Genomic DNA, 17,250 nt, shown 5'->3' with positions numbered 1-17,250 from the left:
GGTCAGGGCATCTGCGGCTTGAGAGACTTCGGCACCCGGTAGCGCTCGCCGTCGTAGCGCAGCGTCACGGTATTGAACCGCGCGGGCATGGCCTTTTCCGTGCAGCCCTGGTCTTCCTGCATCTGCGCGCGGCTCTGCATGACCGTGCGCGACAGCTGCAGATCGGCGTAGCCGTTGCCCGTCGACTTGCCGACCGAAAGCATCGTGCGAAGCTGCTCGAAGTGGCCGGTGCAGGTGCTGTCCCATTCGCCGCTGTCGTGGTCGAGTTCGACCTCTTGCAGTACCTGGCGCAGCTTGTTGCCGTGGTGCACGTAGAGGCGGATGGTTTCGCTTGCCACCGTGCTGCCCGGCGCCGTGCCCCGATAGCGCACGCGCAGCCCGAAGGCGCGCGTGTCGGACGACAGCACGTAGCGCGAGGTGTCGATCCGGATGTCCTGGATGGCGGTCGCGCTGTCTTCGTCGAGCGCCTCGGGCTGGAAGATGCGGCCGATCACCGTGTCGCGCTCGGTGTTGCCGTTGTCGGGCCGCTGGATGAGCAGCACTTCGAGATCGAAGACCTTGGCTCCCGTGCTGCTGGTTTCGCGTGGCACGGGCAGCACCACGATGCTGCGCCCCGCAAAGGCGGGCCAGAGCTTGCACGCGGCCAGGCGCTCGTCGAGCGGGCGGTTCGGATACAGCTTGGCGTGCATGCGCTCGGCAAGCCCGCTCTCGCAGGCCGCATGGCTCAGGCCGGCTGCCGAAAGGCAGAGCAGGAGCAGGGCGCGGCGCAAAAGAAGAAGACGCATGTTGTCGGTCGGCGTCAGGCGGCGGTTGCGGCAGGCGCCGAAGTATCTTGGGGCTCTTGCAGCCAGTGCGCGGCGGCGGCTTCGAGCACGGCGGGGTCGCCGCTGCCCTGCAGGACCAGCCCGCCTTCGCCGCTTTCCGCGAGGCGGCCGAGCGAAGACAGCACGCGCCGGGTCTGCTGCGCGACCGGCGCGCCGGTGTCGATGAAACGCAGCGCGGGCGGCGCATGGCGCTGCAGTTCATCTTTCACGAGCGGGTAGTGCGTGCAGCCGAGCACCACGGTATCGACCTGGCCGGGTGCGTCGCCGAAAGGACCGGCTTCGGCCATGTAGCGGGCGCAGAGTTCCGTGATGGCCGCGGTGTCGAAGCCCTCGATCGCCTTCACGAGTCCGTCGCATGGCACGGCACGGACGTTGGCCGACCCTGCGAATGAGTCGCGCAGGGCCGCGTACTTGGCACTGGCCAATGTTCCGCGCGTGGCCATCACCGAGATGTGGCCGGTACGGCTCGTCGCCACCGCGGGCTTGAGCGCAGGCTCGAGGCCCACGATGGGCAAGGCCGGATGTTCAGCACGCAGCAGGTGGATCGCTGCCGTGGTGGCCGTGTTGCAGGCCACCACCAGCGCCTTGATGCCGTGCTCGGCAATCAACTGGTCGGCGACCTTGCGCGAGCGCTCGATCACGTAGGCATTGCCGCGCTCGCCATACGGCGCGAAAGCGGTGTCGGCAAAGTACACGAAGCGCTCGTGCGGCAGCTCGGCGCGCAGCGCGGCGAGCACGCTGAGCCCGCCGACGCCGCTGTCGAAGACGCCGACCGGGTTGTTCAAGCCTCTTCCATCATGATGGTCTTGAACTCGCCGCTTGCGATGCGCTTCTGCCACTCGGCCGGGCCGGTGATGTGCGCGCTGGTGCCGCCGGCATCGACCGCCACCGTCACGGGCATGTCGACCACGTCGAATTCATAGATGGCTTCCATGCCCAGGTCCTCGAAGCCCACCACCTTGGCGGTCTTGATGGCCTTGCTCACGAGGTAGGCGGCGCCGCCCACGGCCATGAGGTAGGCGCTCTTGTGCTTCTTGATGGCCTCGATGGCGACCGGGCCGCGCTCGGCCTTGCCGATCATCGCGATCAGGCCGGTTTCGGCCAGCATCATCTCGGTGAAGCCGTCCATGCGCGTGGCGGTGGTCGGGCCGGCCGGGCCCACGGCTTCGTCGCCTACCGGATCGACCGGGCCGACGTAGTAGATGACGCGGTTCGTAAAGTCGACCGGCAGCTTTTCGCCCTTGGCCAGCATGCCCTGGATGCGCTTGTGCGCGGCGTCGCGGCCGGTGAGCATCTTGCCGTTGAGCAGCAGCGTGTCGCCCGGCTTCCAGCTCGCCACTTCGGCGGGCGTGAGCTTGTCGAGGTCGACGCGCTTGCTCTTCTTTTCGTCTGGCGCCCAGTTCACGTCGGGCCACAGGTCGAGCGAGGGCGGGTCGAGGTAGACCGCGCCGCTGCCGTCCATCACGAAGTGCGCATGCCGCGTGGCCGCGCAGTTCGGAATCATCGCCACCGGCTTGCTGGCCGCATGCGTCGGGTACATCTTGATCTTGATGTCGAGCACGGTGGCCAGGCCGCCCAGGCCCTGCGCGCCGATGCCCAGGGCATTGACCTTCTCGTACAGCTCGATGCGCAGCGCTTCGACCTTGCTGAGCTCGGCGCCCGAGGCCTTCTTGGCCTGCAGCTCGTGCATGTCCAGGTCGTCCATCAGGCTTTCCTTGGCCATCAGCGCGGCCTTCTCGGCGGTGCCGCCGATGCCGATGCCCAGCATGCCGGGCGGGCACCAGCCGGCGCCCATGGTGGGCACGGTCTTGAGCACCCAGTCGACCACGCTGTCGCCGGGGTTCAGCATGACCAGCTTGCTCTTGTTCTCGCTGCCGCCGCCCTTGGCCGCGACCGTCACTTCGACGGTGTTGCCGGGAACGATCTCGGTGAAGATCACCGCGGGCGTGTTGTCCTTGGTGTTCTTGCGGTCGAACTGCGGATCGGCCACGACCGAGGCGCGCAGCGTGTTGTCGGGGTGGTTGTAGCCGCGGCGCACGCCTTCGTTGATGGCGTCGTCCAGGCTGCCCGTGAAGCCGCCCCAGCGCACGTCCATGCCCACCTTGAGGAACACGTTGACGATGCCGGTGTCCTGGCAGATCGGGCGGTGGCCCGTGGCGCTCATCTTGCTGTTGGTCAGGATCTGCGCGATGGCGTCCTTGGCGGCGGGGCTCTGTTCGCGCTCGTAGGCGCGGGCCAGGTGGGCGATGTAGTCGGCGGGATGGTAGTAGCTGATGTACTGCAGCGCGGCGCTGATCGATTCGATCAGGTCGGCCTGCTGGATCGTGGTCGTCATGGTGGGGGATGCTTTTTGGAGTGTGGAAACGCCCCCCGATTATCTCAGCCGCCGCGTTCTATCTTGCGGCGGCCCGGGCTTCCTCGATCCAGCCGTCGAACAGCGGCCGATGCACCCGGATCCAGCCGTCCGTGTGGCGCTCCAGGTCCTGTTGCGTGTTGGCGCCCTGGCTCATGCGCAGGTTCTGGGCGTTGATGTCGCCGATCGGCAGTTTCATCACCTCGAACAACCTGCCGGCGGCCGGATTCTTCTCGACGAAGGCCTTGTTGGCGACGATCTGCTCCTGGTTGGCCTGGAAGCCGTAGTTCCTGCCGTTGGGAAGCTGCGTGTCCGCGTTTCCGCCCTGGGAGGACGAGAAGGGCACCTGCAGCCACACCACGTCCGCGCCGGGCCGCAGCACGGCGCTGACCCAGTAGGGCGTCCACGTGTAATACAGCACCGGCTTGTCCTGCTTGAAGCGGGCGATGGTGTCGGCCATCAGCGCGGCATAGCTGCCTTGCTTGTGCGTGACGGTGTCGCGCAGCTGATAGGCCGTCAGGTGGTTCTCGATCGCCAGTTCGCAGCCCCAGCCCGGGTTGCAGCCCGTCAGGTCGGCCTTGCCGTCGCCGTCGGCATCGAACAGCTTGGCGATGGCCGGGTCCTTCAGCTGTGCGATGTTGCTGATGTTGTACTGCTCGGCCGTCTTGCGGTCGATCAGGTAGCCCTGCACCGCGCCGTCCGAGTACACGCCCTTGCGCCACAGCTTGGCGTCGCCGCCGCTGTTCTTGTAGAAGTCGGCGTGCAGCAGGCTCCAGTGGTTGGCCATGAAGGTGGCGTCGCCGTTGGCGATGGCCAGGTGCTCGGTGGCGGGTTCGAGGTCTTTCATGGGTTCGACGGTGTAGCCGAGCTTTTCGAGCGCGCGCGCCACGAGCAGCGTCTGGAACGCCTCTTCGGCGAGCGAGCTCTTGAGCGGCTGCACGGTGACGCCCTTGCCGGGCAGGTCGTCGGCGGCTTGCGCCACCATGCCGAAGGCGGCGAAACCGACGGCCAGGAGGCCGCGGGCGATGGCGAGACTGGTTTTCTTCATGCGTTGAATTCCTGCGTGACGGGTCATTGCGCTTGCGTGGCGAGGGAGGGAGCGGGCTCGTTCGCACCGTTGCCGCGCGACGGCGTGCCCACGAGGCGCTGCAGCAGGCGCAGCGCCAGGCCGGCCGGGCCGGTGTGCCACCAGCGGCGCCCGGCGCTGCGGCGCGACTTGCCCATGGCCTGCGTGAGCCGGTCGAGCGAGATCGCCAGCAGCACGATACCCAGGCCGCCCACGGTCGCCAGGCCCATGTCGAGCCGGCCGATGCCGCGCAGCACCATCTGGCCCAGGCCGCCGACGGCGATCATCGAGGCGATCACCACCATCGACAGCGACAGCATCAGCGCCTGGTTGATGCCCGCCATGATCGAGGGCATGGCCAGCGGCAGCTGCACCTTCACGAGCATCTGCCAGGGCGAGGCGCCGTAGGCACGCGCCGCCTCGATCAGGTCGGGCCGTACCTGGCGCAGGCCCAGGTTGGTCAGGCGCACCAGCGGCGCCAGCGCAAAGATGATGGTCACGATCACGCCCGGCACGTTGCCGATGCCGAACAGCATCACCACCGGCACCAGGTAGACGAAGGCGGGCGTGGTCTGCATCGCGTCGAGCACCGGGCGCATGAGGCGCTGCGCGCGGTCGCTGCTGGCCAGCAGTACGCCGAGCGGCAGGCCGATGACCATGCAGAACACCAGCGAGGTCAGCACCAGCGACAGCGTCACCATGGCCTCGGGCCAGATGCCCAGCATGGCCACCAGCAGCAGTGCCACCGTGGTGCCGATGGCGAGCGCGCGGCCGGCGAACTGCCAGGCGAACAGGCCGATCAACGCGATCATCGCCAGCGTCGGCAGGCCGGTCAGCAGGCCCTGCACCCAGTTCAGCGTGCTGTCGATGGGCAGGCGCACGGTCTGGAAGAAGGGGCGGAAATGTTCGACCACCCAGCCGAGGCCCTGGTTGATCCAGGATTCGACGGGGAGGGAGCCGTCCCAGAGGCGGTGCAGCTGCAAGCCGCTGGCCGTTGCATCGGCCGATCCAGCCAGCTGATGGGCCGTGTTGACGGGGGCGTCGAGCCAGGCGCTGGTCGCGGAAGCGTCGGGCGCGGCGGACAGGGCCTCCCAGGGGTCGAGCGTGTGCGCCTGTGGAGCGAGCGTGGCGGCTGCGTCGTTCAGGGGGGCGAGTTCGGAGGTCGGTGCGGTGTCGTTCATCAAGGGATCCTTCGAAGTCGGTCAGGCAGCGGCCACAGCGGCGGCAAGTTGCTGGGGCTGATGTGCCGGGTCGATCGGCGGCGTGTCGCGGTCGAGGAACTTCAAGAGCGTGGTCTTGCTGATCGCGCCGCAGAAGCGGCCGTCGCCTGCCACCACCGGCACTGCGCAGGGGGCCTGCGCGAGCTGGCCGATCAGGCCGGCCACGGCGGCCTCGGCGTCGATCGATGGCAGCCCGTCGATGAATGCGTGCTGCAGCCCCAGCGGACCCGAATGGCCGTCGAGCGCCGCGCGCAGCGTGTCGGCCGACACCGTGCCCAGGTAGCGCTTGGTCGGGCTCGTCACGTAGGCGAAGTCGCGGTCCTGGTCTTCCAGCAGCTTGAGCGCCGCGCGCGCGCCGCGCTCGGGGTGCTCGCACACCACGGTCAGCGACTTGCGCGCGATGTCCGCCGCCTTGAACACGGCCGCGGCGTCCACCCCGCGCACGAAGCTGCGCACGTAGTCGTCGGCGGGGCTGCGCAGGATCTCGTCGGGCGTGCCGACCTGGATCACCTGGCCGTCCTTCATGATCGCGATGCGGTCGCCGATGCGCATGGCTTCGTCGAGGTCGTGCGAGATGAAGACGATGGTGCGCCGCTGCTCCTTCTGCAGCCGCAGCAGCTCCGACTGCATCTCGGTGCGGATGATCGGGTCGAGGGCCGAGAAGGCCTCGTCCATCAGCAGGATCGACGGGTCCGAGGCCAGCGCGCGCGCCAGGCCCACGCGCTGCTGCATGCCGCCCGAGAGCTCGTCGGGGTAGCTGTCGCCCCAGCCCGCGAGGCCCACCTGCGCGAGCGCCAGGTCGGCCTGCGCGAGGCGCTCCTTCCGGCTCGTGCCCGACAGTTCGAGGCCAAAGGCGGTGTTCTCGCGCACCGTCATGTGCGGCATCAGCGCGAACGACTGGAACACCATGCTGATGTCCTTGCGGCGCAGCGCGCGCAGCTTGGCGTCGGAGTGCTCGTTGATGTCCGCGCCGTCGATCACGATGCGCCCGGCGGTCGGTTCGATCAGACGGTTCAAGAGGCGCACCAGCGTCGACTTGCCCGAACCCGAGAGGCCCATGATGACGAAGATCTCGCCGGCCTGGATCTCGAAGGTGGCATCGAACACGCCGATCGACTGGCCCGTCTGCGCGAGGATTTCCTTCTTCGAAAAACCTTGGCGGACGAGTTCGAGTGCCTGTTCGGGCGAATCGCCGAACACCTTGAAGACATGGTCGATGAGAATTCCTTTGGCCATACGCCGGGGCTCCTTGTGTGAAGGTTGGACACAGCACCGCCCCGGAGGGCGGCAACGGCCACGCCATCAGCCGATGGGGATGCCCGAACAGAGAGCGCGTGAAGAAGGCGCGTGCAATGGCCCGGCGAGCCTCAAGGGCTGCCGACAGGCACTGAAGACGACATGGCGACGAAGCCAGTGCCCGCCGGATGCTTCATTCGCAGAGCGACGGGCCTGGTCGAGGGGCGCCGCCTGGATGAGCGTGACGTGGCAATGGGGCCGGAAGGATCCGGCCAGTTTGCCGGGCAGGGCCCGGCGGAAAGAGCCTTGCACCGCGACGGGATTCGGTGATCCGCGAGTAGCGCAAGGGAAACCAACATGACTTGTTGGTCGTCTGAAGACCGCAATTATAACTTTTTGACATGACGCGCGTCAACCCCGGGGCGTATCGTGAGCTGCGCGCCTGGAGGCAAAAGCCTCGCCAGATGCGAGCTATTCTTATCGAGGCCATACTCGGCGTCGCGCCCGGCGAGCGGGCGCAACCATCCAAGACTGCGGAGCTTTTTCATCATGACGACTTCCCCCAAGACCCGTGCCGAGCGCGATACCTTTGGACCGATCGACGTGCCGGCCGACAAGCTGTGGGGTGCGCAAACGCAGCGCTCGCTGCAGAACTTCGACATCTCCGGCGAGCAGCAGCCGCGCGAGATCATCAAGGCGCTGGCCCAGGTCAAGCGCGCCTCGGCCGTGGTCAACCACGCGCTGGGCCTGCAGGACGAGAAGAAGACCCAGGCCATCGTGGCCGCGGCCGACGAAGTCATTGCCGGCAAGCATCCGGGCGAGTTCCCGCTGGTGGTCTGGCAGACCGGCTCGGGCACGCAGACCAACATGAACGTCAACGAGGTGCTGGCCAACCGCGCCAGCGAACTGCTCGGCGGCGAGCGCGGGGAAGGGCGCCTCGTGCACCCGAACGACGACGTGAACCGCAGCCAGTCGAGCAACGACGTGTTCCCCACCGCCATGCACGTGGCGGCGGTCGAGGCCATCACGCACAAGCTGCTGCCGGCCATTGCCAAGCTGCGCGGCACGCTCGCGCAGAAGTCGAAGGACTTTGCCGACATCGTGAAGATCGGCCGCACCCACCTGCAGGACGCCACGCCCCTCACGCTGGGCCAGGAGTTCTCGGGCTACGTGGCGCAGCTGGCGCACGGCGAGGCGCATGTGCGCGCCGCGCTGCCGCACCTGTGCGAACTGGCGCTGGGCGGCACGGCCGTCGGCACCGGGCTCAACGCGCCCAAGGGCTATGCGGAGCAGGTGGCGGCCGAGCTGGCGAAGCTCACGGGCCTGCCGTTCGTGACCGCGCCCAACAAGTTCGAAGCCATGGCCAGCGTCGATGCGCTGGTGCATGCCCACGGCGCGCTCAAGACGCTCGCCGCCAGCATGAACAAGATCGCCAACGACGTGCGCTGGCTCGCGAGCGGCCCGCGCAGCGGCATCGGCGAACTCAGCATTCCAGAGAACGAACCCGGCTCGTCGATCATGCCGGGCAAGGTCAACCCGACGCAAAGCGAAGCCGTCACCATGCTGGCCGCGCAGGTGTTCGGCAACGACGTGGCGATCAACATCGGCGGTGCTTCGGGCAACTTCGAACTCAATGTGTTCCGCCCGATGGTGGCGCACAACTTCCTGCAGAGCGTGCGCCTGCTGGCCGACGGCATGGTGAGCTTCAACGACCACTGCGCCGTGGGCATCGAGCCGAACCGCGAACGCATCACGGAGCTGGTGCAGCGTTCGCTGATGCTGGTGACCGCACTCAACACGCACATCGGCTACGACAAGTCGGCCTACATCGCGAAGAAGGCGCACAAGGAGGGCACCAGCCTGCGCGAAGCCGCGATTGCCTCGGGGCACCTCACGGCCGAGCAGTTCGACCAGTGGGTGGTGCCGGAGAACATGACGGGTCGTTGATCCGGACAGTCACATGAAAAAAGGACCCGCGGGTCCTTTTCTATTGCGGCCGATCAGTAGCCGACGGTGTAGCGCTGGCGCGAATGGACTGGTTTCTCGAGCTCGTCGATGAACGCGATCGCGTAGTCCTCGAAAGTGATCCAGCTGCGGCCTTCGGCGCTCACCAGCAGGTCGTCCTTGCCCAGGCGGAACTTGCCCGTGCGCTCGCCTTCGACGAATTCGGCAGAGGGCGAGAGGAAGGTCCAGTCGAGTCCCTTCTCGTTGCGCAGTGCATCGAGAAACACGCCGCCGGCCGAGGCTTCGGCCTTGTATGCCTCGGGGAAGTTCGGCGTGTCGATCACCTTCAGGCCCGGTGCCGCGAACAGGCTGCCGGCGCCGCCGACCACCAGCAGGCGCTTCACGCCCGCGCGCCTGGCCGGCTCAATGATGGCCGCGGGCGGCACGGTGGCGAAGTGCGCGGCGCTGAACACGGCGTCGTGGCCGGCCAGTGCCTTTTCGAGCGCGGCACCGTCGAGCACGTCGAGGTCCACGGCCTTCACGTTGGCACGGCCCGACAGCTTGTCGCTGGCCTTGCGTGCGATGGCCGTCACGCTGTGGCCGCGGCGCAGGGCCTCTTCGAGAAGGCGGCCGCCGGCGCGTCCGGTGGCGCCGATGATGGCGATGTGGCTCATGAGTGGCTCCAGAAATTGAGTGGGATGAATCGCATCTTAGGTTTCTGGTTTCGAAAGAAATACCTCGAATTTCGCGCTTGTTTATTCCTAAAATCGTTCGAATGGACCGATTGAATGCAATGCACGTGTTCGTCACCGTGGTGGATGCGGGCAGCCTCTCTGCCGCGGCCGACAAGCTCGACCTCTCGCGGCCGGTGGTCACGCGCTACGTGGCCGAGCTCGAGCAATGGACGGGTGCGCGCCTCCTGCACCGCACGACGCGCCGGCTGAGCCTCACGGCGGCGGGCGAGGAACTGCTGCCGCGCTGCCGCCAGGTGCTCGAACTCGCGGGCGACATGCAGGAGGCCGTGCGGCACCCGGCCGAGGCGCCGCGCGGCCAGCTGCGCATCACGGCCAGCACCTCGTTCGCGCAGGCGCAGCTGGCCGATGCGGTGGCCGACTACGTGCGGCTCTATCCCGGCGTGGCGGTCGACCTGGTGCTGATGGACCGGGCGGTGAACCTGGTGGACGAGCGCATCGACCTGGCGATCCGCGTGGCGGTGGAGATCGATCCCAACCTCATTGCGCGGCGGCTCACCGATTGCCGCTCGGTGGTGTGCGCATCACCCGGCTACCTGAAGGAGCACGGGCAGCCGCTGCGCGTGGAGGAGCTGGCCCAGCGCAACTGCCTCACGCACTCGTACTTCGGGCGCAGCCTCTGGAATTTCACGCGCAAGGACGACGGCACGCCCGTTTCGGTGGCCGTCGGCGGCAACGTGTCGACCAACGATGCCGCGAGCCTGATGCATCTTGCGCGGGCAGGGGCCGGCATCGCGATGCTGCCGACCTACCTGACCGCCGGCTTGCTGCAGGCGGGCGAACTGGTGCGGCTGTTCCCGGAATTCGAGCCGCAGGTGGTCGGCATGTACGCGGTGTACGCCTCGCGCAAGCACATGCCGGCCACGCTGCGCACGATGCTCGACTTCCTGGCCGGACGATTCACCGAGGTGCCTGCGTGGGACCTGCCGCCGGCGGGCCGGGAGCTCAGTGCGACCCGCCGCCCTGTGGCGCGTTCGACGTCATGAGCTTGTCGGTGTAGGCAATGGCCATGGCCGAGAACAGGAAGGCGATGTGGATCACGGTCTGCGCAATCAGCACGCGATCGGTGTAGTTGTCCGCGTTGATGAAGGTCTTCAGCAGGTGGATCGAGCTGATGCCGATGATGGCCGTGGCCAGCTTCACCTTGAGCACCGAGGCATTCACATGGCTCAGCCATTCGGGCTGGTCGCGGTGGCCTTCGAGGTCCATGCGGCTCACGAAGGTTTCGTAGCCGCCCACGATCACCATGATCAGCAGGTTGGAGATCATCACCACGTCGATCAGCGCCAGCACCACCAGCATGATCACCGTTTCGTTGAGCGTGCCCACCGGGGCGGTGGTCTTGTAGCCGATGCTGGTGATCAGCGCCTGCAGCGCGTCCTTGCTGCCGAAGGCGGCTTCGACCAGGTGCAGCAGCTCGACCAGGAAGTGCACCACGTACACCGCCTGTGCCACGATCAGGCCCAGGTACAGCGGCAGTTGCAGCCAGCGGCTTGCGAAAATCAGCTTGGGCAGCGGCCTGAGCGGCGAGCCTTTGGCTGGAATTGATGGATTATTGCGGGAATCGAAAGGGTCGGTAGCGGACATCGGCAGGGTGGTCGTGAAAGACTGGCGATTCTAGGGGTGCCCCCGTGTCGGACTCGTGATAACCCTGCGAACTAACATCGGACCCGTCAGTGACCCGTAAGTGCGGCGGCCGACATTACGCCGCATCCATCCAGGAGACAAAGCGAATGAGCAGCGCATCGAAAAACATTGAATCCGTACTGGTCGAGAACCGCGTGTTCCCCCCCGACGCCCGCGCCAGCGAGGGCGCCCGCATCTCCGGCATGGCCGCCTACGAGGCCCTGTGCCGGGAAGCCGAACAGGACTTCGAGGGCTTCTGGACCCGCCTGGCCCAGGGCAACCTGCAGTGGACCAGGCCCTTCACCAGGACCCTGGACGAGTCCAAGGCGCCGTTCTACGAATGGTTCGGCGACGGCGAGCTCAACGCCAGCGCCAACTGCCTGGACCGCCACATCGGCACCCCCGTCGAGCACAAGACCGCCATCGTCTTCGAGGCCGACGACGGCGCCGTCACCCGCGTCAGCTACAAGGAACTGCTCGCCCGCGTGAGCCAGTTCGCCAATGCGCTGAAGGCCGCGGGCATCCGCAAGGGCGACCGCGTCATCATCTACATGCCCATGACCATCGAGGGCGTGGTCGCCATGCAGGCCTGCGCGCGCATCGGCGCCACCCACAGCGTGGTGTTCGGCGGCTTCTCGGCCAAGGCGCTGCAGGAGCGCATCATCGACGCCGGCGCGGTGGCCGTCATCACCGCCAACTACCAGCTGCGCGGCGGCAAGGAACTGCCGCTCAAGGCCATCGTCGACGACGGCATCGCGCTCGGCGGCTGCGAATCGATCCAGACCGTGTTCGTCTACGAGCGCACCCCCACCGCGTGGGCCCGCGTCGAAGGCCGCGACAAGAGCTTCGCCGAAGCGCTGAAAGGGCAAAGCACCGACTGCGCTCCCGTGCCGGTCAATGCCGAGCACCCGCTCTTCATCCTCTACACCTCCGGCTCCACCGGCAAGCCCAAGGGCGTGCAGCACGCCACCGGCGGCTACCTGCTGTGGGCCAAGCTCACCATGGACTGGACCTTCGACATCCGGCCCGAGGACGTGTTCTGGTGCACCGCCGACATCGGCTGGATCACCGGCCACACCTACGTGGCCTACGGGCCCCTGGCCGCCGGCGCCACCCAGGTGGTGTTCGAGGGCATCCCCACCTTCCCGCACGCCGGGCGCTTCTGGCAGATGATCGAGCAGCACAAGGTGTCGGTGTTCTACACCGCGCCCACCGCCATCCGCTCGCTCATCAAGGCGGCCGAGGGCGACGAGAAAGTGCATCCGAAGAACTGGAACCTGGACAGCCTGCGCATCCTCGGTTCGGTGGGCGAGCCCATCAATCCCGAAGCCTGGATGTGGTACCACCGGAACATCGGCCGCGAGAAGTGTCCGATCGTCGACACCTTCTGGCAGACCGAGACCGGCGGCCACGTGATCACGCCGCTGCCGGGTGCCACGCCGCTGGTGCCGGGCTCGTGCACCTTGCCGCTGCCGGGCATCATGGCCGCCATCGTCGACGAAACGGGCAAGGACCTGCCCAACGGCGCCGGCGGCATGCTGGTCATCAAGCGGCCCTGGCCCTCGATGATCCGCACCATCTGGAACGACCCCGAGCGCTTCAAGAAGAGCTATTTCCCCGAGGAGATGGGCGGCACGATCTACCTGGCCGGCGACGGCGCGGTGCGCAGCGCGGACCGCGGCTACTTCCGCATCACCGGGCGCATCGACGACGTGCTGAACGTGTCGGGCCACCGCCTGGGCACGATGGAAATCGAATCGGCGCTGGTGGCCAAGACCGACCTCGTGGCGGAAGCCGCGGTGGTGGGCCGGCCCGACGACGTGACGGGCGAGGCCGTGTGCGCCTTCGTCGTGCTCAAGCGCTCACGCCCGACCGGCGAGGAGGCCAGGCAGATCGCCAACGAGCTGCGCAACTGGGTGGCCAAGGAGATCGGCCCCATCGCCAAGCCCAAGGACATCCGCTTCGGCGACAACCTGCCCAAGACGCGCAGCGGCAAGATCATGCGGCGCCTGCTGCGCAGCATCGCCAAGGGCGAGGCCATCACGCAGGACATCTCCACGCTGGAAAATCCGGCCATTCTGGAGCAGTTGTCACAGACCAACTGATTCGATCTGTAGGACATGGCCGTTAGTGGGAAGCAGGGGCCATTGCGGCCCGCGGCCTGAGGTAAAACCGGCGCAGTTGCCATGCACCTCGACGTGCATGGCGCAGTCCACTGTGTTCGATCTTTACGAAGGAGGCCCCCATGGGCGTGAGATCTGCTTTCCTGTTCGTCATCTTGCTGCTGATCGCGGCGCTCGCCGCGCTCAACTGGGGCACGCTGTCGTCACCAGTGCCGGTGTCGCTGGGCTTCATGACCGTGTCCGCGCCGCTGGGCCTCATGATGCTGGGGCTGACGGTTGCCCTCGGCGTGTTCTTCCTGGTCTACGTTCTGTACCTGCACAGCTCGGTGCTGCTCGATGCCAAGCGCCACAACAGGGAAATGCAGGTGCAGCGCGACCTGGCCGACAAGGCCGAGGCCTCGCGTTTCACCGAACTGCGCAACTTCCTCGAAGCGCAGGAAAACAAGCACATGGCGCAGAACGCCGAGCGGCATGCCGCGCTGCTGACGCGGCTGGGGCAGGTCGAGAGCGTGGTCCGCCAGCGTTCGGAGCAGTCCGACAACACCGTGGCCGCGCACATCGGGCAGCTCGAAGACCGCATCGAGCGCCGGCCGCTGCCCACGGACATCGATCCGCGGGTTTGATGAGATGAGCCTCAGCGCGCCAACAGCACCCAGGCTGCGAGCTTCTTGGCGTCGGCTTCGCTGACCTGGGTGTTGGCCGGCATCGGCACCGGCCCCCAGACGCCCGAGCCGCCCTTGATGATCTTCGCCGCCAGCATGTCGGCGGCACCGGCGTTGCCCTTGTACTTGGCTGCCACATCCTTGAAGGCGGGACCGAGCACCTTGCGGTCCACCGCATGGCAGCTCATGCAGTTCTTCGACGTTGCCAGCGCCAGGTCGGCAAAGGCGGGGGCCGCCAGGCCGAGGCCGAGAACTGCAAATGACAGGAGTCTTTTCATGGGGGCTTATTCGTAATGGCTGGGTTACATTCGATGTAACGCGATTGTAGGTAGCGCCGTGCACCGGCGTCCGGAAGCGTTGCCAACAAAACCCGGAGGGATTCGCGATGCTTTTTCTGCTGTTGGGCCTGCTTGGCGTGGGCCTCAAGTACTTCGAGGTGGGCATGGTTGCCGGCTGGAGCTGGTGGATCGTGCTGTCGCCCTTTGCCATGGCCATGGCGTGGTGGGCATGGGCCGACTGGTCGGGCTACACCAAGCGCAAGGTCATCGAGCGCGAGGAAGCGCGCAAGCAGGCGCGCATCGACCGCCAGCGCAGCAACATGGGCTTGCCCGGCAGCAAGGGCCAGCGCCCGAAGCGCTGACACGCAGCGCCTCGAGCGGCCGTCCCTGACCCGGCTTCAGTACTTGTCGAGCACCGCGCCCGAGCTTGCGCTCGAGGCGTTGAACGCGAACTTGGCCTGCACGCCGCGCGTGTAGCGCGGCGCCGGCGGCTTCCAGCCTTCACGGCGCTTGGCGAGCTCGGCTTCGGGCACGTTGAGTTCGAGCACCAGCTTGTGGGCGTCGATGGTGATCGAGTCGCCCTCGTTCACGAAGGCGATGGTGCCGCCCGCCGCCGCTTCAGGTGCGACGTGGCCGACCACCATGCCCCAGGTGCCGCCCGAGAAGCGGCCGTCGGTGATCAGGCCCACGCTTTCGCCGAGGCCTGCGCCGATCAGCGCGCCCGTGGGCGCCAGCATCTCGGGCATGCCCGGGCCGCCCTTGGGGCCGAGGTAGCGCAGCACCATCACGTCTCCGGCCACGATCTTGCCGTCGAGGATGGCCTTGAGCGCCGACTGCTCGTCGTCGAACACGCGCGCCGGTCCGGTGATGACCGGGTTCTTCAGGCCGGTGATCTTGGCGACCGCACCTTCGGGCGACAGGTTGCCCTTGAGGATGGCCAGGTGGCCTTCGTCGTACATCGGCTTGTCGATCGGGCGGATCACGTCCTGGTCGGCACGCGGCACGTCAGGCACGTCCTTCAGCACTTCGGCAATCGTCTGGCCGGTGATGGTGATGCAGTCGCCGTGCAGCAGGCCCGCGTTCAGCAGCACCTTCATGACCTGCGGAATGCCGCCGGCCTGGTGCAGGTCGACCGCGAGGTACTTGCCCGAGGGCTTCAGGTCGCACAGCACCGGCACCTTCTTGCGCATGCGCTCGAAGTCGTCGATGGACCAGTCCACGCCGGCCGCGTGCGCAATCGCCAGGAAGTGCAGCACCGCGTTGGTGGAGCCGCCGGTGGCCATGATCACGGCCACGGCGTTTTCGATGGCCTTCTTGGTCACGATGTCGCGCGGCTTCAGGTCTTTCTTGATGGCCTCGATCAGCACCTTGGCCGATTCCTTGGCCGAGTTGGCCTTCTCATCGTGCGGGTTCGCCATGGTCGACGAGTAGGGCAGCGAGATGCCGAGCGCCTCGAACGCGCTGGACATGGTGTTGGCGGTGTACATGCCGCCGCACGAACCGGTGCCGGGAATGGCGCGCTTCTCGATCTCGTGCAGGTCTTCGTCGCTCATGTTGCCGGCGGCGTTCTGGCCCACGGCCTCGAACACGCTCACGATGTTGAGGTCTTGCCCCTTGTAGCGGCCCGGCAGGATGGTGCCGCCGTAGACGTAGATGGCCGGCACGTTGGCGCGCAGCATACCCATCAGGCCGCCGGGCATGTTCTTGTCGCAGCCGCCGACCACCAGCACGCCGTCCATCCACTGGCCGCCGACGCAGGTCTCGATGCAGTCCGAGATGACCTCGCGGCTCACCAGCGAGTACTTCATGCCTTCGGTGCCCATGGCCATGCCGTCGGAGATGGTGGGGGTGCCGAACACCTGCGCATTGCCGCCGGCTTCCTCGATGCCCGCGATGGCCGCATCGGCCAGCTTCTGCAGGCCCGAGTTGCAGGGCGTGATGGTACTGTGGCCATTGGCGACGCCGACCATCGGCTTCTTGAAGTCGCTCTCTTCGTAGCCCATGGCATAGAACATCGAGCGGTTGGGCGCGCGGCTCTTGCCTTCGACGATGTTGGCGCTGCGGCGGTTGATCTGGATTGGCTTGGTGTCCATGGTGTCTCTTGTGTCGTGGGGGAGATCGAGGGGAATTCCAAGTATCGGACTTCTCATTGATTCATTCCAATCCATTTTTGTGCGCCGATTGATATGCTTGGCATATGAAAGAAGCCTTGATCGACCTGCGCGCCTGGCGCCAGTTCGTGGCTGTGGCCGAGGAGCTGCACTTCGGCCGGGCCGCGCTGCGGCTGCACATGACCCAGCCGCCGGTGACGCAGGCCATCGCCCAGCTCGAGAAAACGCTGGGCGTCGTGCTGTTCGACCGCACGCGCCGGCGCGTCGCGCTCACGCCCGCCGGCGAGGCGCTGCTGCCCGACGTGCGCGAGCTGCTGGCGCGTGCCCAGGCGCTGCCGGCGCGGGCGCGCGCGGCGGCGGCGGGGCAGGTGGGGCGCGTGCGCATCGCCTTTGTCTCGACCGTCGGCTTCGAGCAGTTGCCGGCCTGGGTGCGCGAATTCCGCGTGCTCTGCCCCGAGGTGGCGCTCGAGCTGGTCGAAGCCACGGGCGACGTGCAGCTCGAGGCCTTTGCGCGCGGCGAGATCGATGCCGGCCTGATGCTGCATTCGCCGGGCGCCGCGCCGCCCGGGCTGGCGCGCCTGCTGGTGGAGGAAGAAGCGCTGGTGCTGGCGCTGCCGGCGCAGCACCGGCTCGCGCGTGCGCGGCCCGTGCCGCTGGCGGAGGCGCTGGCCGAACCGCTGGTGGTCTTTCCGCGCCGCATCCTGCCGTCGCTGCACGATGCGGTCTTCGCTCTCTATCACGCGGCGGGGCGCACGCCGCAGGTGGCGCAGGAGGCGATCCAGATGCAGACCATCGTCAACCTCGTCTCGGGCGGCATCGGCGTGGCCTGGGTGCCTCACAGCGTGATGCAGTTCCGGCGCGCGGGGGTGATCTATCGGCAGGCCGGCGAGTTCAAGGGCGTGGGCCGGCGTCGCGTGGCGCTTCCGGCATGCGAAACCAGCCTCGTGTGGCCTGCGCAGGCCGCGCATCCGGCGCTGGCGCGCTTCGTGGAATTCGTGCGGGAGCGCACGGGGCGGGCACGGGCGAAGCAGGGCCGCAGGGGAGCGTAGGCCCGC

At 67.3% G+C, this 17,250-nt stretch carries 16 protein-coding genes; 6 read left to right on the top strand and 10 right to left on the bottom strand.

From position 1 onward, the window contains the following. Nucleotides 1–2 precede the first annotated feature (2 nt). From VAPA_RS14955 to proV, 6 genes are read right to left on the bottom strand one after another with little or no spacing between them, the layout of a single operon-like run. The gene (locus VAPA_RS14955; protein WP_021007613.1) at nt 3–785 is read right to left on the bottom strand and encodes a PA3715 family protein; all 783 of its coding nucleotides are present in this window, start codon (nt 783–785) and stop codon (nt 3–5) included. Nucleotides 786–799: 14 nt separating this feature from the next. Next, nucleotides 800–1,609: a glutamate racemase gene (murI, locus tag VAPA_RS14950; RefSeq protein ID WP_021007612.1), complete on the bottom strand. Its 810-nt coding sequence runs from the start codon at nt 1,607–1,609 to the stop codon at nt 800–802. Next, complete coding sequence (locus VAPA_RS14945) at nt 1,606–3,159, bottom strand: fumarate hydratase (RefSeq protein WP_021007611.1); 1,554 nt, start codon at nt 3,157–3,159, stop codon at nt 1,606–1,608. The genes murI and VAPA_RS14945 overlap by 4 nt, the downstream gene beginning before the upstream one ends. Before the next feature lie 58 nt (nt 3,160–3,217). After that, nucleotides 3,218–4,225 (bottom strand): glycine betaine/L-proline ABC transporter substrate-binding protein ProX, encoded by a 1,008-nt coding sequence (gene proX, locus VAPA_RS14940; RefSeq protein ID WP_021007610.1) that lies wholly within the window; start codon nt 4,223–4,225, stop codon nt 3,218–3,220. Nucleotides 4,226–4,248: 23 nt separating this feature from the next. After that, nucleotides 4,249–5,424 (bottom strand): glycine betaine/L-proline ABC transporter permease ProW, encoded by a 1,176-nt coding sequence (proW, locus tag VAPA_RS14935; RefSeq protein ID WP_021007609.1) that lies wholly within the window; start codon nt 5,422–5,424, stop codon nt 4,249–4,251. Nucleotides 5,425–5,445: 21 nt separating this feature from the next. Beyond that, nucleotides 5,446–6,699: a glycine betaine/L-proline ABC transporter ATP-binding protein ProV gene (gene proV, locus VAPA_RS14930; protein WP_021007608.1), complete on the bottom strand. Its 1,254-nt coding sequence runs from the start codon at nt 6,697–6,699 to the stop codon at nt 5,446–5,448. Between the two features lie 549 nt (nt 6,700–7,248). Here proV and fumC point away from each other — a divergent pair. After that, entirely contained in the window at nt 7,249–8,646 is a 1,398-nt protein-coding gene (gene fumC / locus VAPA_RS14925) for a class II fumarate hydratase (protein ID WP_021007607.1), read from the top strand. A gap of 53 nt (nt 8,647–8,699) precedes the next feature. Here the strand turns inward: fumC and VAPA_RS14920 are convergent, their stop codons facing one another. Beyond that, complete coding sequence (locus VAPA_RS14920; RefSeq protein ID WP_021007606.1) at nt 8,700–9,317, bottom strand: NAD(P)-dependent oxidoreductase; 618 nt, start codon at nt 9,315–9,317, stop codon at nt 8,700–8,702. Between the two features lie 101 nt (nt 9,318–9,418). Here VAPA_RS14920 and VAPA_RS14915 point away from each other — a divergent pair, with 101 nt between their 5' ends. Then, nucleotides 9,419–10,381 carry a LysR family transcriptional regulator gene (locus VAPA_RS14915; RefSeq protein ID WP_021007605.1) on the top strand — a complete coding sequence of 321 codons (963 nt, stop codon included), beginning with the start codon at nt 9,419–9,421 and terminating at the stop codon, nt 10,379–10,381. Here VAPA_RS14915 and VAPA_RS14910 read toward each other — a convergent pair. Continuing rightward, nucleotides 10,341–10,982: a YqhA family protein gene (locus VAPA_RS14910; protein ID WP_021007604.1), complete on the bottom strand. Its 642-nt coding sequence runs from the start codon at nt 10,980–10,982 to the stop codon at nt 10,341–10,343. The two genes, VAPA_RS14915 and VAPA_RS14910, sit on opposite strands and share 41 nt — an antisense overlap. Before the next feature lie 146 nt (nt 10,983–11,128). On the opposite strand from VAPA_RS14910, the gene acs reads away from it, so the two are divergent. Beyond that, entirely contained in the window at nt 11,129–13,126 is a 1,998-nt protein-coding gene (acs, locus tag VAPA_RS14905) for an acetate--CoA ligase (RefSeq protein ID WP_021007603.1), read from the top strand. A 140-nt stretch (nt 13,127–13,266) separates the two neighbouring features. Further along, a complete protein-coding gene (locus VAPA_RS14900; protein ID WP_021007602.1) occupies nt 13,267–13,767 on the top strand; it encodes a hypothetical protein in 501 nt (166 codons plus the stop codon). Nucleotides 13,768–13,778: 11 nt separating this feature from the next. Here VAPA_RS14900 and VAPA_RS14895 read toward each other — a convergent pair whose 3' ends face one another. Next, nucleotides 13,779–14,084 carry a c-type cytochrome gene (locus tag VAPA_RS14895; RefSeq protein ID WP_021007601.1) on the bottom strand — a complete coding sequence of 102 codons (306 nt, stop codon included), beginning with the start codon at nt 14,082–14,084 and terminating at the stop codon, nt 13,779–13,781. Nucleotides 14,085–14,191: 107 nt separating this feature from the next. Between VAPA_RS14895 and VAPA_RS14890 the strand changes: the two genes are divergently transcribed. Then, nucleotides 14,192–14,446: a TIGR04438 family Trp-rich protein gene (locus VAPA_RS14890; RefSeq protein WP_021007600.1), complete on the top strand. Its 255-nt coding sequence runs from the start codon at nt 14,192–14,194 to the stop codon at nt 14,444–14,446. 36 nt (nt 14,447–14,482) lie between these two features. Here the strand turns inward: VAPA_RS14890 and ilvD are convergent, their stop codons facing one another. Beyond that, entirely contained in the window at nt 14,483–16,177 is a 1,695-nt protein-coding gene (gene ilvD, locus VAPA_RS14885) for a dihydroxy-acid dehydratase (protein WP_021007599.1), read from the bottom strand. Nucleotides 16,178–16,281: 104 nt separating this feature from the next. Between ilvD and VAPA_RS14880 the strand changes: the two genes are divergently transcribed. Beyond that, complete coding sequence (locus VAPA_RS14880; protein WP_021007598.1) at nt 16,282–17,244, top strand: LysR family transcriptional regulator; 963 nt, start codon at nt 16,282–16,284, stop codon at nt 17,242–17,244. Nucleotides 17,245–17,250: the final 6 nt, after the last annotated feature.

The organism is Variovorax paradoxus B4, assembly GCF_000463015.1.
GTDB lineage: Bacteria > Pseudomonadota > Gammaproteobacteria > Burkholderiales > Burkholderiaceae_C > Variovorax > Variovorax paradoxus_E.
This window is presented reverse-complemented; position numbering and strand designations above follow the sequence as displayed.